The organism is Ruegeria sp. AD9, assembly GCF_056542305.1.
In genome coordinates, this window is sequence record NZ_JBQFZP010000008.1 from 158187 (window position 1) to 172231 (window position 14045).

At 55.8% G+C, this 14045-nt stretch carries 15 protein-coding genes and 1 tRNA gene; 7 read left to right on the forward strand and 9 right to left on the reverse strand.

Annotated features, from left to right (window positions below):
- Window positions 1-13 precede the first annotated feature (13 nt).
- A complete protein-coding gene (locus ACR0AM_RS13660) occupies window positions 14-1039 on the reverse strand; it encodes an FAD:protein FMN transferase (RefSeq protein WP_480623187.1) in 1026 nt (341 codons plus the stop codon).
- Between the two features lie 374 nt (window positions 1040-1413).
- Between ACR0AM_RS13660 and ACR0AM_RS13665 the strand changes: the two genes are divergently transcribed.
- The gene (locus ACR0AM_RS13665; protein ID WP_480623188.1) at window positions 1414-1938 is read left to right on the forward strand and encodes a CBS domain-containing protein; all 525 of its coding nucleotides are present in this window, start codon (window positions 1414-1416) and stop codon (window positions 1936-1938) included.
- 2 nt (window positions 1939-1940) lie between these two features.
- Here the strand turns inward: ACR0AM_RS13665 and ACR0AM_RS13670 are convergent, their stop codons facing one another.
- The gene (locus ACR0AM_RS13670) at window positions 1941-2705 is read right to left on the reverse strand and encodes a metallophosphoesterase family protein (RefSeq protein WP_480623189.1); all 765 of its coding nucleotides are present in this window, start codon (window positions 2703-2705) and stop codon (window positions 1941-1943) included.
- A 181-nt stretch (window positions 2706-2886) separates the two neighbouring features.
- Here ACR0AM_RS13670 and ACR0AM_RS13675 point away from each other — a divergent pair, with 181 nt between their 5' ends.
- On the forward strand, window positions 2887-3900 hold the full coding sequence (locus ACR0AM_RS13675) for an NAD-dependent epimerase/dehydratase family protein (RefSeq protein ID WP_480623190.1): 1014 nt from the start codon (window positions 2887-2889) through the stop codon (window positions 3898-3900).
- Window positions 3901-3954: 54 nt separating this feature from the next.
- Here ACR0AM_RS13675 and nqrF read toward each other — a convergent pair whose 3' ends face one another.
- Genes nqrF through ACR0AM_RS13705 form a run of 6 tightly spaced genes read right to left on the reverse strand, consistent with a single transcriptional unit; the run spans window position 3955 to window position 9818 of the window.
- The gene (gene nqrF / locus ACR0AM_RS13680) at window positions 3955-5178 is read right to left on the reverse strand and encodes an NADH:ubiquinone reductase (Na(+)-transporting) subunit F (protein WP_480477174.1); all 1224 of its coding nucleotides are present in this window, start codon (window positions 5176-5178) and stop codon (window positions 3955-3957) included.
- Window positions 5179-5191: 13 nt separating this feature from the next.
- Complete coding sequence (gene nqrE / locus ACR0AM_RS13685) at window positions 5192-5800, reverse strand: NADH:ubiquinone reductase (Na(+)-transporting) subunit E (RefSeq protein WP_209507136.1); 609 nt, start codon at window positions 5798-5800, stop codon at window positions 5192-5194.
- The gene (locus tag ACR0AM_RS13690) at window positions 5800-6453 is read right to left on the reverse strand and encodes an NADH:ubiquinone reductase (Na(+)-transporting) subunit D (protein WP_480554912.1); all 654 of its coding nucleotides are present in this window, start codon (window positions 6451-6453) and stop codon (window positions 5800-5802) included. The genes nqrE and ACR0AM_RS13690 overlap by 1 nt, the downstream gene beginning before the upstream one ends.
- On the reverse strand, window positions 6453-7268 hold the full coding sequence (locus ACR0AM_RS13695; RefSeq protein ID WP_480554910.1) for a Na(+)-translocating NADH-quinone reductase subunit C: 816 nt from the start codon (window positions 7266-7268) through the stop codon (window positions 6453-6455). The genes ACR0AM_RS13690 and ACR0AM_RS13695 overlap by 1 nt, the downstream gene beginning before the upstream one ends.
- Entirely contained in the window at window positions 7261-8469 is a 1209-nt protein-coding gene (locus ACR0AM_RS13700; protein ID WP_480623191.1) for an NADH:ubiquinone reductase (Na(+)-transporting) subunit B, read from the reverse strand. The genes ACR0AM_RS13695 and ACR0AM_RS13700 overlap by 8 nt, the downstream gene beginning before the upstream one ends.
- A 5-nt stretch (window positions 8470-8474) precedes the next feature.
- A complete protein-coding gene (locus ACR0AM_RS13705; protein WP_480506988.1) occupies window positions 8475-9818 on the reverse strand; it encodes a Na(+)-translocating NADH-quinone reductase subunit A in 1344 nt (447 codons plus the stop codon).
- 296 nt (window positions 9819-10114) lie between these two features.
- Here ACR0AM_RS13705 and ACR0AM_RS13710 point away from each other — a divergent pair, with 296 nt between their 5' ends.
- Together ACR0AM_RS13710 and ACR0AM_RS13715 are read left to right on the forward strand one after the other, a co-directional pair.
- Window positions 10115-11230, forward strand: a complete 1116-nt coding sequence (locus tag ACR0AM_RS13710; RefSeq protein WP_480623192.1) for a THUMP domain-containing class I SAM-dependent RNA methyltransferase — start codon at window positions 10115-10117, stop codon at window positions 11228-11230.
- Window positions 11231-11348: 118 nt separating this feature from the next.
- Window positions 11349-11425 (forward strand) — tRNA-Pro (locus ACR0AM_RS13715).
- A gap of 71 nt (window positions 11426-11496) precedes the next feature.
- On the opposite strand, the gene ACR0AM_RS13720 is transcribed toward ACR0AM_RS13715, so the two are convergent.
- Window positions 11497-11766, reverse strand: a complete 270-nt coding sequence (locus ACR0AM_RS13720) for a tyrosine-type recombinase/integrase (protein ID WP_480623193.1) — start codon at window positions 11764-11766, stop codon at window positions 11497-11499.
- A gap of 118 nt (window positions 11767-11884) precedes the next feature.
- Here ACR0AM_RS13720 and ACR0AM_RS13725 point away from each other — a divergent pair, with 118 nt between their 5' ends.
- The 3 genes from ACR0AM_RS13725 to ACR0AM_RS13735 all read left to right on the forward strand — a co-directional run bounded on the left by ACR0AM_RS13725 (window position 11885) and on the right by ACR0AM_RS13735 (window position 13921).
- Window positions 11885-12466: a metallophosphoesterase family protein gene (locus ACR0AM_RS13725; protein ID WP_480623194.1), complete on the forward strand. Its 582-nt coding sequence runs from the start codon at window positions 11885-11887 to the stop codon at window positions 12464-12466.
- Window positions 12426-12812 (forward strand): ATP-binding protein, encoded by a 387-nt coding sequence (locus ACR0AM_RS13730; protein WP_480623195.1) that lies wholly within the window; start codon window positions 12426-12428, stop codon window positions 12810-12812. The genes ACR0AM_RS13725 and ACR0AM_RS13730 overlap by 41 nt, the downstream gene beginning before the upstream one ends.
- Window positions 12813-12898: 86 nt before the next feature.
- On the forward strand, window positions 12899-13921 hold the full coding sequence (locus ACR0AM_RS13735) for a nucleotidyltransferase family protein (RefSeq protein ID WP_480623196.1): 1023 nt from the start codon (window positions 12899-12901) through the stop codon (window positions 13919-13921).
- Window positions 13922-14045 lie beyond the last annotated feature (124 nt).

Below are 14045 nucleotides of genomic sequence, written 5' to 3' on the forward strand. Positions count from 1 at the left end.
TCAGCTCCAACAGTCAGTTCGATCCCAGCGCGTCTTTGAACGCTGTGCTATGGGCAGTGATATAGGCATCTTCGCCGCCTGTCACATCCCGCGAGATGAAATACACTGCAAGTTTATGCTCCTCTGCCAGAGCTAGCCCTTTTTCCTGCCCCAAGGCCAGCATGGCTGTTGCCCAGGCATCGGCCATCATCGCGTTTTCGGCCAGCACGGTGACCGAAGTGGTGCGGTGCGTGATTGGACGGCCTGTTGTCGGATCGATGATATGCGAATATCGCACACCATCTTTTTCAAAGAAATTCCTGTAATCGCCCGAACTGGCCATGCCCCTGTCATTCAAAGAAATGATCAACTGGATGGTTTGCGAACCCGTTTCAGGTTTCTCGATACCAATGAGCCACGCTTCGCCCTTGTCATTCTTACCTTTGGCCACAAGATCGCCGCCAATTTCAACCAGATAGTTTTCGATGCCAGCGGCCTTCAAGGTTTCTGCAACAGCGTCAATTCCATAGCCTTTTGCAATCGCGGACAGGTTAATGCCCACACTGGCGTTTGACTTGGCAAGCGTACCAGCATCGGTATCGAGCGCTAGCAGGCGTTCTTGACCTACACCATTCAGCGCGGCGTTGATATCCGCATCTGATGGCACCGGGTCTTCGGGCTTGCGTGGGCCAAAACCCCAAAGTTCGATCAGAGGGCCGAGGGTTACGTCGAAAATGCCTCCGGATTTCGAGTGCACTTCGTTCGCAGCGGAAAGAACCAGCGCGAGTTCGTTGGACACAGGCATCGGATCTGTGCTGGTCGACGCGGAAAAAACAGAAACTTCCGAGTTCGGATCCCAGTTGGACATCTTGGCATTCACAGCTGCCAACTTATCACTGACGGCCGCGGCCAGTGCGTCTTTGTCAAGGTCCTCGCCAATTGCGGTGATATTGTAGGTCGTGCCCATTGTCTCGCCGGACAGACGAACTTCTTCGGGTTCCTTGTCAAAAAGACAGCCTGAAAGAAGGGTGAAAAAGGCCAGTACGGGCAAAAGACGCATTGGACGTTCTCCGGGACATTCTGTGCCCGGCATATGACAGCGGTCCCCGCCAGAGTCAAATTGGCATTACAGTTTCAATGGAAGGAAACCCAACAGCAGAAGACCAGTTCCAGCCGGAATTCCGAACAACCACGCGCGTTTCCGCCACCCGGGCTTCTGTTGCTTCCACGCCATACGAAAGTTGTGACCGCACACAACAGCCGCAAAGAAGATCAGCGCGGCAACCGGGGGCGTAAGATAGAGTTCATTCAAAGGCTTAAGCTCCCTCTGCTGACCTGCGTTTGGCCAACTCGTGCAATTGTACCCTATACAGGTCGTTTAGCTGCGCTAAAGTGAAAGGGAAAGACTTTGCAAGAACCATAAGGAGATTGCCCATGGCCCCAACTTCTTATCAGTCGCCGTCGCGCGGTGACAAGGCTGACAAGACAACCTACAGCCAATCAGCGGAATCAAACCTGTCGCATTCGCAGACGACCGTGGCCAAACTGCTTGAGGGTAAAGGGGATGCGGTGTTTTCGGTGCGGCCTAATGATACCATCCATTCGGTGGTGAACACGCTCAAGGACAAGCGAATTGGTGCTGTTCTGGTGACCGATCAAAACGGGTCATTGAAAGGAATTTTGTCGGAACGCGACATCGTGAGGCGCATGGCCGATACGCCGGGACAGACCCTGCCACAGTCGGTCGAAGACCTGATGACCAGGGATGTAAAAGCCTGCATGCCCGAGGATACGCTGAATGACGTGCTGAAGACCATGACCGAGGGACGTTTCCGCCATATGCCGGTTCTGCGTGATGGCAATTTGTGCGGTGTCATCACTATCGGTGACGTAGTGCATTTCCGCCTGAGGGAATTGGAGTATGAAGCGCTTCGCATGAAGCAGATGATCGTAGGCTAGTTTCAACCGGTGGAAAGAAACCCGATGCTACCGCTGTCTAATTCAACGGCAGTTAATCTGCCCGAGGCAAAGGCACCGGTATCAATCGACACAACCCGGTTTTTAACCCGGGGTTGGTTTACAATTGTATGACCGTGTACAACCCATTGCGCGTCGCTGCGTGCAAGCCGTGGAAATATCGGATGACCCCATAGACAGATTTGGCGATCCTGGGATTGAATGGATTGCCGCGGATCAAGCGCCGCGTGGACAAAGGTGACGTTGCCGCTGGTCCAGGTCAGCGGCAGATTTGCAAGCCAGTCCAGCAAGCTGTCGCCCATCTTGTGCCGCAGACGCTCTGCCAGTTCAGGCAGATGCTTGCCACTGTGCAACTCGTCGGGACATACGAGGCCGAAAGATGCCAGAGTTTCCGCTCCACCGTTATGAAACCAAAGCCTGGCGTAGCGTTCCGGGTCGTTTACAAATTGCAGCAGCATCTCTTCGTGATTGCCAAGCAAGCATTGCACCCGCCCGTCTGACGCTTCACTCAGGTGATGCAAATGCCGCAGTACCTGCGCGCTGTATGCCCCCCGGTCGATGTAATCGCCCAGAAAAACCAGCGGGCTTTGATCGTCGAGTCGTGGCAAAACCGCCTGAAGCAGATCAAGACGACCGTGAATATCGCCGACAGCTGTCACTTTTTCTGCTGGTGCCACGTCGCATGGCATCGCATTGGAGCTTTCCCTCGCCGCGGATTGGAACCGCCGTCTGATCCAGTCTTTCATCATGGCATTTGATCCCTACCCGCCCCGCTCGGTGGTCGCAATCAACAACTGTTTGAATAGGCAAAGTGTTGACCACGAGCCTTAGATTGTCCGATATGCCCGCAGGATGTTCGCAAGCAGTTGATCTGATGATTGGATCAGCCTTCCAGCCAGCGATGAATTTGCAGTGAGTTCTGAGGGTTTTATGAAACGAGTATTGATTACAGGTTCTGCCGGGTTCATCGGATTCCATCTGGCCAAGTTGCTTTTGGCAGAAGGGTTTCAGGTACACGGCTACGACGGGATGACCGACTATTATGATGTGACCCTGAAACAGCGTCGACATCAGATACTGCTTCAAACCTCAGGATTTACGGCAACTGAAGACCGTTTGGAAAACTTTGATCGGCTTGTGCAGGTCGCTGAGGAGTTTCAGCCCGATGTCATCGTACATCTGGCCGCGCAGGCTGGCGTGCGGCACAGCCTTGAATATCCCCGCAGCTATATCGAGTCGAACGTTGTGGGCACGTTCAATGTGATGGAAATCGCGCGTCAGCATAAGGTGGAACATCTTTTGATGGCGTCGACCTCATCGATCTACGGTGCAAACGAAGACATGCCGTTCATCGAAACAGAAAAAGCCGACACCCAACTGACGATCTATTCCGCCACCAAAAAGGCGAATGAGGCGATGGGGCATTCCTATGCCCATCTGTGGGATTTGCCGACCACGATGTTTCGGTTTTTCACCGTTTACGGCACTTGGGGGCGCCCCGATCTGGCCTATTTCAAGTTCGTCGCTGCGATACTGGATGGCAGACCAATAGACATCTACAATCATGGCGATATGTATCGCGACTTCACGCATGTAGAAGACCTTGTGCGCGGGATCAGGTTGCTGATCGATGTTCCACCGGTTCGCCCGACCAGCCGCGCGGATATCGAAGACGGTGACAGCTTGTCGCCAGTTGCACCGTACCGCATCGTCAACATTGGCAACGGAGACAAGGTGCGTCTGATGGATTTCATAGAAGCCATCGAAGAGGCTGTTGGCCAGAAAGCGGTCAAAAACTTCATGCCAATGCAGATGGGCGATGTTCATGCCACCTGGGCTGACAATCGGCTGTTGCAGCAGCTGACGAATTATCGCCCGCAGACCGACTTGAAGGACGGCATTGCCCAATTCGTCGCCTGGTATCGGGACTATTACGGAAAATAGGTCGACCTGGTGCCGGAATGAAAAAACCGGCGCACTCAGCGCCGGTGTCTTTATTTACCCGCCAAAATCGTCGAGCATGATATCTTCTCGATCCACGCCCAGATCCAGCAGCATGTTGATAACCGACTGGTTCATGATTGGCGGTCCACACATGTAGTATTCGCAATCCTCAGGTGCCGGGTGGTTCTTGAGGTATTCTTCGAACAGAACGTTGTGGATGAAGCCGGTATAGCCTTTCCATTCATCCTCGGGCTGGGCGTCTGACAGAGCGACGTGCCATTCGAAATTGTCGAACTCTTCCGCCAGCTGATCGAAGTCCTCGACAAAGAACATCTCTTTCTTGGATCGTGCGCCGTACCAAAAACTGATCTTGCGGTCGCGGTTCTCAAGGCGTTTGAGCTGGTCAAAGATGTGGCTGCGCATCGGTGCCATGCCGGCGCCACCACCGATGAAGACCATTTCCTTCTTGGTTTCACGCGCGAAAAACTCGCCAAATGGACCCGAAATAGTAACTTTATCGCCCGGCTTCAGGTTGAAGATGTAGGACGACATCTGGCCCGGCGGAATTCCTTCTGAGCCCGGAGGCGGTGAAGCTACCCGGACGTTAAGCATGATCATGCCCTTTTCATCCGGATAGTTGGCCATCGAATAGGCGCGTTCGATCGGTTGTGTCACAACCGACTCATATTGCCACAGATTGAAGCGATCCCAATCCTCGCGGTATTCTTCCTGCACGTCGAAATCGGTGTATTTCAACTGATGAGCGGGCGCTTCGATCTGGATGTAGCCCCCGGCACGGAATTTCACGTCCTCTCCTTCGGGCAGGTCCAGAGTAAGGGCCTTGATAAAGGTCGCAACGTTGTCGTTCGAGCGAACGGTGCATTCCCATTTCTTGACGCCGAAGACCTCTTCTGGAACTTCGATTTCCATGTCCTGCTTGACCGCCACCTGACAGGACAGACGGTCGCCACAGGAGGCTTCGCGCTTTGTAATATGGCTTTCTTCGGTCGGCAGGATCGAACCGCCACCCGAATGCACTTTCACGCGACACTGGGCACAGGTACCACCACCACCGCAGGCTGACGGAACAAACAGTTTTTCGGCCGCCAATGTTTGCAGCAGTTTGCCACCCGCCGGAACCGAGATAGTCTTTTCACCGTTGATGGTGATGTTGACATTGCCGGTTGACACCAACTTTGACCGAGCAGCCATAATGATGGCCACCAGCGCCAGAACAATCAGGGTGAACAGGACAACGCCGAGCGAAAAGGTTTCCATTCTCTCGCCCCCCTTACAGTTTCACGCCTGAGAAGGACATAAAGGCCATCGCCATCAGCCCGGCAGTGATAAAGGTGATGCCCAGCCCCTGAAGCCCGTCCGGCACATCCGAGTATTTGAGCTTTTCGCGCACGCCCGCCATCGCGGTGATCGCCAACGCCCAACCGAAGCCGGATGAGATGCCATAGGTGGTCGCCTCGGCAAAGTTATAATCCCGTTCGACCATGAACAGCGAACCACCTAGAATGGCACAGTTCACAGTGATCAAAGGCAGGAAGATCCCCAGCGCGTTGTAGAGCGGCGGGAAATACTTATCGAGAATCATTTCGAGGATCTGAACCATCGCTGCGATCACGCCGATATAGGAAATCAGCCCGAGAAAGGTCAAATCCACATCCGGGAACCCGGCCCATGCCAATGCGCCCGGTTTCAGCAGGAAGGACAGCAACAGGTTGTTGGCGGGCACGGTGATGGCCTGCACCACCATGACCGATATTCCCAGGCCGATGGCAGTCGAAATCTTTTTCGACACGGCGATGAAGGTACACATGCCAAGGAAAAAGCTGAGCGCAAGGTTTTCGATAAAGACGGCCTTCACGGCCAGAGAGATAAGCCCTTCCATCAGTGCGCCTCTACCTGCTGGATTTTGTATTCACGTTCTTCGACCTGGTTCGGCTTCCACGTGCGGAAAGCCCAGATCAGCAGGCCGATCACAAAGAACGCCGACGGCGGCAGCAGCAACAGGCCGTTGGGTACGTACCAACCGCCATTATTGACCGTTTGCAGGATTGTCACGCCAAACAGGCTGCCCGATCCAAACAACTCCCGGATGATGCCCACCAGCATCAGGATCAGGCCATAGCCCATGCCGTTGCCAAAACCGTCGATGAACGACGCTACCGGCGGGTTTTTCATGGCGAATGCCTCGGCTCGGCCCATAACGATACAGTTGGTGATAATCAGGCCGACAAACACCGACAGGGTCTTGGAAATCTGAAAGGCATAAGCCTTGAGGATCTGATCCACCAAAATCACTAGCGAGGCGATGATCACCATCTGCACGATGATTCGGATCGAACTGGGAATCTGATTGCGCAAAATCGAAATGAACATCGACGAAAACGCAGTCACAAAGGTCACCGCCAGCGCCATGACAAAGGCCACCTGCAACGACGAAGTCACCGCCAAAGCTGAACAGATGCCCAGCACCTGCAGGGTGATCGGGTTGTTGTCGACAAGGGGGTCGACCAACAGCTCTTTCTTGGTCTGCGACATCAGATCTCTCCTGCTTGCAGCTTGGCCAGGAACGGAGCGTAACCCGCGTCACCCATCCAGAATCTCACCAGGTTGTCGACACCGACAGTGGTCAGGGTCGCACCTGCCAGGGCGTCGATGTAATAGTCGGGCCCGGCCGCAGGCTGCGACTTGGCGACGGTGATCTGCAACACTCCCGCGTCGTCGCGCAGCTTCTTGCCGTTCCACAACGTCTTCCAGCGCGGGTTGTCCACCTCAGCACCCAGACCCGGCGTCTCGCCATGCTGATAGAATTGCAGGCCGAAAATGTCGTTGCCGTTCTTTTCCAGCGCGATGAAGCCGTAGAGCGTAGACCACAACCCATAGCCATGCAGCGGCAAGATCACCTTGTCCAACGCTCCGCTGTCGTCGCGCAGCAGATAGATGACCCGATATTTTGCCTTTCGACCAATGCCTGCGGGATCGTCGTCAAGCGCGACGCTCAGGTCCGGATCGCCGGCAGCGGCCAAATCGTCAAAGGTGGCCGGTTCGAACTGATTATCCACAAAATCGCCCGTTGCCAGGTCCAGCACATGCGGCTCGAATGCGGCAAATGCTTCGGTGACATTGACGCCGGGTTCATACACCCCCGCCACCTGCAGGATATTGACCTGCTTGTCCTTCAGCTTGTTGGCCTCCTGCACCGGGCGCAGGCTGACCGCGGCGGCCGACACGATCATCGAGGCAACGAGACAGACCGCAACAGCAATAAAGATCGTTTTGCCAACTGAATCTGGTGAGGCCGCCAGAAACCGGGCAATCGCGCCCTTGCGTTCAGGGGATTGCGTATCAGACATGACGACGCGCCCTCCGTTTGATGTTGGCCTGAACGACAAAATAATCGATCAGCGGTGCAAAGACGTTGCCGAACAGTATGGCCAGCATCATACCTTCGGGAAAGGCTGGGTTGATCACACGTATTAACACAACCATGACACCAATCAGGGCGCCATAGACATAGCGACCGGCATTGGTGTGGCTGGCCGAGACCGGCTCGGTCACCATGAAAGCCAGACCAAAGGCGTAACCACCCAATACGACATGCCAGTACCAGGGCATAGCGAACATCGGGTTCGTCTCGGACCCGATCAGGTTCAGCAGCCAGGTGAACGCAATTGTGCCTGCCAGACATCCCACAATCAGCCGATAGTTGGCGATCTTGGTGATCAGCAGGAAGGCTAGACCGATGATGCAGGCCAGCGTCGAGGTTTCCCCTATACTGCCTTGGATGGTGCCATAAAACGCGCTCCACCAGGTGATACCGTCAGCGGCCAGCGCCTGATAGCCTTCGGCAGCCGACACAGCCAGAGCCGTCGCCCCGGAAAACCCGTCAACCGGGGTCCAGACTGCATCGCCCGACATCTGCGCGGGATAGGCGAAATACAAAAACGCCCGCCCCACCAAGGCAGGGTTGAGGAAGTTCTTGCCAGTGCCGCCGAAAACCTCTTTGCCGATCACGACACCAAAAATAATTCCCAGGGCAACCTGCCACAGAGGCGTGGTTGCAGGCATGATCAAGGCGTAAAGCATCGAAGTGACAAGAAAGCCTTCATTCACCTCATGCCCGCGGACAGTTGCGAAAATGACTTCGAAAATACCGCCTGCCACCAACGTGACAATATAGATCGGCAGGAAGTACATAAGCCCGTGCATGACATTGGCAAAAATACTGTCCGGACTAAGCGAGATGCCAAAAACCTGAAGAACTGCAATCCGCCAGCCGGTTGCAGACTCTGGGCCAAGCGCGGCAATGGCCGAGTTTGCCTGATAACCGGTGTTCCACATTCCCCACAGGATGCACGGAATAGTAGCAATCACGACATACGTCATGATCCGCTTCATATCCACGTAAGACCGCGCATGAGGAGCAACGGTGGTTACGGTTTTCGGAGTGTAGATGAAGCTTTCCACCATCTCGTAGATCGGAAAAAGCTTCTCGTACTTGCCGCCCTTGGTAAAGTTCGGCTCGATCCGGTCAAAGAAGTTACGCAATCCCATTCGGATCAGCCCTCCTTTTCAATCTTTTTCAGGCAGTCGCGCAGCGCCAGCCCGTATTCATATTTCGCCGGACAGGCAAAGCCCACAAGGCCCAGATCCTCTTCGTCCAGCTCAAGCGCTCCCAGTGCCTGAGCCGTATCCGTATCCATCACCAGCAACGCCCGAAGCAATTGTGTGGGCAGGTAATCCTGCGGCATCAGCTCTTCGAACACGCCTGTCGGCACCATCGCGCGGCGGCCACCGTTCAGGTTGGACGTGAAAGCATAGAGTTTTCTGGAAAAGGCCGAGCCCAATACTGGCTGGACGGAATACTTGGAAGGCATTGGTCGGATCCAACCCATCGGAATCTGATCGTGATCCTCTCGGATGATACAGATTTGACGGGCAAACCGCCCCAGATATGCGGTCGGTCCGTCGGCATGTTGACCCGACAGGATCGAACCCGAGATAATGCGGGGCGTTCCGTCCACACTTACCTCACCTCGTGTCAAGTCGTCCGTGGACGCGCCCATCACGGTGCGGATCAAACGCGGCTGACGCGCACCGGGCCCGGTCAAGGCGATCACAACACTCGGATCCAGACGCCCGGTCTGCATCAGGCGGCCAATCGCGATGGTGTCCTGATAACCGATAGTCCAGACTTGCTTTTCCCCCGAAATCGGTTCGAGGAAGTGAATATGCGTTCCTGCCAGGCCCGATGGATGTGGACCGGAAAACGCCACGGCCTCGACACCGGCGACATCCGCGCCGGGGATCGTGTCACCTTGTTTCTGGCAAATATAAGTCTTGCCTTCGGTTAGCTTGCTGACTGCCGCCAACCCAGCAGCAAAGGCCTCGGGCGCTTCGGCAATGATCGTGGCGGCATCAGCCGCCAAAGGGTCACTGTCCATGGCGGTCACGAAAATCGCGTTCGGCTTGGCACCGGGTTCCGGCATTTTCGAATAAGGCCTCGTGCGGAATGAGGTCCATAGACCAGCGACGCACAGTTTTGCAGTCACGCCTTCGGCGCTGTGCGCATCGCCCACGCTCGAAAAATCCAAGCCCGTGTCATTGGCGTCGGACACTTCGATGACGACGCTCTGCAACACCCTGCGGGCACCCCGGTTGATGGCAACAATCTTGCCTGTCACCGGTGCAACCATCATCGCGTCAGGCGCATCTTTGTGACAAAAGAGCGGCGTACCCCGCTCGACACTATCACCTTCCTGCACCAGCATCTTTGGCTTCAGGCCAATGTAATCCCCACCCAGAACGCCAACGGTCGAGTATTCCGGACCCGGATGAATGGTTTGGTCGGGAGCGCCTTCCACTGGCAGGTCCAACCCTTTTTTAAGTTTGAAAGTTTGCATGCCGCTACGTTCTTCCAAGCCTCTTTCCTGCGCCAGCCCTGCCGACACCCTTTAGGGGTCATGCAATAACGCGGTTTTTTCCGGTGCCCATCGCAAAAGCGTCGAAACGGGTCCAAATTCCGCAGGCGTATTTCTGATCACGGACCCTTTACGCGCGGATGCCCGCAAACGCAAACCTGTTACCGCCGAAAGTTAAGATCAAACTGCAAAATCTTGGAGTTTTCCCTCAAGATGGCCAAAAATTCGGGTCAAAATTGCGTGTCGCGCCCGCTGAACTTCCAGTGTAAGCAACCGGAATGAAAAAAGACACAGACTTCGAAATCTTTCTGATTGCCACCCCGGGCCTTGAAGCCCCCCTCTGTGCCGAGGCGCAGTCCAACGGGTTCGCTCAGGTCAAGACGATTCCAGGGGGTGTCATTTGCCGTGGTTCGTGGTCCGAGGTCTGGCGCGCCAACCTGACCTTACGCGGTGCAAACAAGGTTCTAGTTCGTCTGGGCAGTTTTCCTGCCGTGCATTTAGCCCAATTGGACAAACGTGCGCGCAAATTCCCGTGGGGCGAGTTCCTGCGCTCCGGTGTTCCGGTCAAAGTCGAGGCCACCAGCCGCAAATCCAGAATATATCATGCCGGTGCCGCACGGCAGAGAGTTGAACAAGCGATATCCGAAACTCTGGGCGCTCCGATATCTTCCGACGCCGATGTCAGGATCTTGCTGAGAATCGAAAAGGACATCTGTACATTTTCCGTCGACAGTTCTGGAGAGCTTTTGCACAAGCGTGGTCATAAAGAAGCAATTGCCAAAGCGCCAATGCGCGAAACGATGGCAGCCATGTTTCTGCGTGACTGCGGATTTAGCGGCAATGAACCGGTGTTGGACCCGATGTGCGGTTCGGGTACTTTCGTGATCGAAGCCGCCGAGATTGCCCTGGGGCTGCGCCCTGGTCGGTCCCGCAGTTTTGCGTTTGAAAACCTTGCGGGCTTCGACCCTGACCGCTGGCAAGACATGCGCAGCGAGTCAAACGTCGCTGAATGTTCTCTCACATTCTGCGGCTCGGACCGCAACGCCGGAGCAATCGAAGCCGCAACAGCCAATGCAGAGAGAGCGCAGGTAAACGCCAATACTCGATTTCAACAGCTTTCCGTCAGTGACATCAAACCCCCTGCGGGGCCCGCCGGGCTGGTCATTGTGAACCCTCCCTACGGGGCGCGAATTGGAGATGAAAAGCGTCTGCGCTCTGTCTACGGCGTCTTGGGTAAGTCTCTGATGACCCGGTTTCGCGGATGGCGTGTCGGGGTGGTCACCAGCGCCCCGGCCCTGGCTCGGTCGACCCGTCTGCCTTTTCTGGCACCCGGTCCGGTGGTAGACCACGGAGGCACCAAGATCCGTCTGTACAAAACGAATCCGCTGCCATGAGAGTCGCGTGGCCTGCTTAGCCCATCCGATACCGGTTCAAAGACGGAAGATTCAGATGACCGCTTCTCAAAATCCTCTTGCGCATCGAAAAAGCCCCGTATAGATCACCCGCCACGGTCGGAGTGTAGCTCAGCCTGGTAGAGCACTGTCTTCGGGAGGCAGGGGCCGGAGGTTCGAATCCTCTCACTCCGACCAGTAAAACAAGGCGCCCGAGGGCGCCTTTGTTGTTTGTAAGACAGCGATCCGAGGTTTATTGAACCTGAGCGCTAATCGAATTCCAGCGCGTTGGCCGCTTTGCGAAGGTGCTCCGGGCTGTAGCGTGCATAGACGGATGCAGTGATCCGCGTATCCGAGTGACCAAGATATTGGGCGATCTCGTCCATCGTGACGCCGGCCTCTGCCATGTGGACTGCTGCCGTGTGGCGCAGAACGTGCGGCGACACATCAGGCAGACCTGCCTCGATCGCAGCGGCCTTGAAGCCCTTCTTGATGGACTTTACCGGTCCACCTGCCCACTCTACGACGTAGTCAAACAACGCAGCCTGGAACGATCATTCAGTTGCTGTTCACGGTGTTTCATTTCGTGACCCCCATGCACCCGACACTCTGTTGAACCGTTTTGGGCTACCAGTGATGGGGGCTTTCAATATAGGAATGCTACACACGTCCCTCGGCGGAGCACAGGGGCATGATCCATATGCACCTTGCACGCTGGCCGAACTTCAAGCGACCGGGTTCGACTATTGGGCGCTGGGGCACATCCACCGGCGGACCATTCACACCGGCACGACAACTGTAGTCATGCCCGGAATACCGCAGGGTCGCGACATCGGCGAGGCCGGGAACAAGTCGGTTTCGCTGGTTTCGGTGGCCGACGACGGTTTGATCGCAGTAGAGGAACGGCACCTCGCGATGGCGCAGTTCGAACGGCTCTCGGTGGAATGCCACCTATTGTCTGACTGGCCAGACCTAATTGAGGCGCTGAAGCATGCTCTGCACACAGCGCGGCGTGACCACGCTGGTGAGCACCTGATCGTCCGACCAGTGCTGACCGGAGAAACTCCATTGGCCTGGAGAGCGGGTCGTGACCTCGACCTGCTACACGCCGACGGCCGCGACTATTGTCCATGCGATGCAGCAGGGCGCAATGGAGGTTCTTGCGCGCCTCGAAGAGACCGATGGTTGAGCGATGCGATTGAACCGGCTCGACCTCACCCGTTTTGGCAAGTTCACTGATCTGAGCCTGTCGTTTCCCGTCCAAACACCCGGTAACCCCGACCTGCACGTAATCTACGGTGCAAACGAAGCTGGGAAATCCACCCTGCTCGAAGGTTGGCTGGACATGCTGTTCCAGATCCCCGTGCGAAGCAGCATGGGATTTGCTCGCAACAACGGCCCAGTGCCGTTCATTGCCGATGACATCATGGAAAGCTTCGACGACGACCGCACCGCCGAGGCCTTCGGCCTGCTAGCTGAGATGAGCAAAAGCGGCCAGCTGATCTACCTGACTCATCGCGCGCATCTCTGCGACATCGCGAGAAATATATGCCCATCTGTGTGTATTCACGAGTTACAGGGCTAAAAGCGTATGTTCAACATCTTTACTTTTTGTTGAGCATACGTCATGTTCAACAAAATTAAAATCCGTTGAGCACAGTTGAAGCCAAGATGTTCACGCGCCATTCATCCATAGCACATGCCGCTTATCACGATCTCCTGCGTTCACTGCGGGACGATTCTGTTTCGGACATCCGGGGCACCCCCACACGAGTCGAACGCAACGACAGAACCTACTGGTATGACACCTACCGGGTCGGTTCCGATGTCAAAAAGCACTACTTGGGAGAGGATTGTGAGGAACTGCGCGGCAGGCTGGAACAGCACAAAACTTTGAAAGCCCAACAGGAAGACCGCCGCCGCAACCGGGCGCGCCTCGTGCGGCTCCTAAGAGCAGAAGGTTTCCTGGGTCTGGACGCTGCCACGGGCAGCCTGCTCTCTGCGATGGCAACGTCCGGCGTATTTCGTCTAGGTGGCACCATAGTGGGGACGCACGCCTTCCGCCTTTACGAAGGTGAATTGGGTGTGCGTTTCGACATGGATATGACCGCTCACACGGATGACATCGACATCGCCAGCTTTTCAAGGTTGTCGCTGGTGCTGGAGGACACTGCATCACCACCGCTGGAAGATGTGTTCCGCGATTTCGACTTCATGGCGCAGCCCAGTCTCACGGCCGGACGCACCTGGCGTTGGAAACAGACACGAGGCGACACGCTGATAGAATTCCTCACTCCATCATTTGGTGAGGATGAGGATGTGCGCGAACTGCCCGCTTTGGGAGTGGATGCGCAAGGACTGCACCACCTGAACTACCTCATCGCGGAGCCAATCAACGCTGCTGTAACCTACCGGAGTGGCGTTTTGGTGCAGATCCCGCAACCAGAACGCTATGCCATCCACAAGTTGATCGTCGCGGACCGTCGCCGTCCCGGTGAAAATGCCCTCAAAGCAGAAAAGGACAGACGACAGGCCGCGTTTCTAATAGAGGTGCTTTCTCAGGATCGGCCGGATGAATTGAATGACGCCTACGAAGATGCACTCTCTCGTGGCCCCAAGTGGCGTTCTAGGATTGAGGCCAGCCTGGACCGCATGCCGAAAACGCAGCGGCTGTTACGGGAACTGCAGGGTTAACGCGCATGTAGACAGTGCTCTCAGGTTCAATGAACCGTGACCGTCCGGCGAAGGCGCTCTGATGTGGTTCCGGTGGTCGCTGCTACGCTGCGATAGCAGCGTAGCGCCAGGGCATGAGTTCGTT

What these genes read in the sequence shown, in the direction of transcription:
- ACR0AM_RS13660 (WP_480623187.1), bottom strand. Translation starts at nt 1,039, where the DNA reads ATGCGTCTTTTGCCCGTACTGGCCTTTTTCACCCTTCTTTCAGGCTGT.
- ACR0AM_RS13665 (WP_480623188.1), top strand. Translation starts at nt 1,414, where the DNA reads ATGGCCCCAACTTCTTATCAGTCGCCGTCGCGCGGTGACAAGGCTGAC.
- ACR0AM_RS13670 (WP_480623189.1), bottom strand. Translation starts at nt 2,705, where the DNA reads ATGATGAAAGACTGGATCAGACGGCGGTTCCAATCCGCGGCGAGGGAA.
- ACR0AM_RS13675 (WP_480623190.1), top strand. Translation starts at nt 2,887, where the DNA reads ATGAAACGAGTATTGATTACAGGTTCTGCCGGGTTCATCGGATTCCAT.
- nqrF (WP_480477174.1), bottom strand. Translation starts at nt 5,178, where the DNA reads ATGGAAACCTTTTCGCTCGGCGTTGTCCTGTTCACCCTGATTGTTCTG.
- nqrE (WP_209507136.1), bottom strand. Translation starts at nt 5,800, where the DNA reads ATGGAAGGGCTTATCTCTCTGGCCGTGAAGGCCGTCTTTATCGAAAAC.
- ACR0AM_RS13690 (WP_480554912.1), bottom strand. Translation starts at nt 6,453, where the DNA reads ATGTCGCAGACCAAGAAAGAGCTGTTGGTCGACCCCCTTGTCGACAAC.
- ACR0AM_RS13695 (WP_480554910.1), bottom strand. Translation starts at nt 7,268, where the DNA reads ATGTCTGATACGCAATCCCCTGAACGCAAGGGCGCGATTGCCCGGTTT.
- ACR0AM_RS13700 (WP_480623191.1), bottom strand. Translation starts at nt 8,469, where the DNA reads ATGGGATTGCGTAACTTCTTTGACCGGATCGAGCCGAACTTTACCAAG.
- ACR0AM_RS13705 (WP_480506988.1), bottom strand. Translation starts at nt 9,818, where the DNA reads ATGCAAACTTTCAAACTTAAAAAAGGGTTGGACCTGCCAGTGGAAGGC.
- ACR0AM_RS13710 (WP_480623192.1), top strand. Translation starts at nt 10,115, where the DNA reads ATGAAAAAAGACACAGACTTCGAAATCTTTCTGATTGCCACCCCGGGC.
- ACR0AM_RS13725 (WP_480623194.1), top strand. Translation starts at nt 11,885, where the DNA reads ATGCTACACACGTCCCTCGGCGGAGCACAGGGGCATGATCCATATGCA.
- ACR0AM_RS13735 (WP_480623196.1), top strand. Translation starts at nt 12,899, where the DNA reads ATGTTCACGCGCCATTCATCCATAGCACATGCCGCTTATCACGATCTC.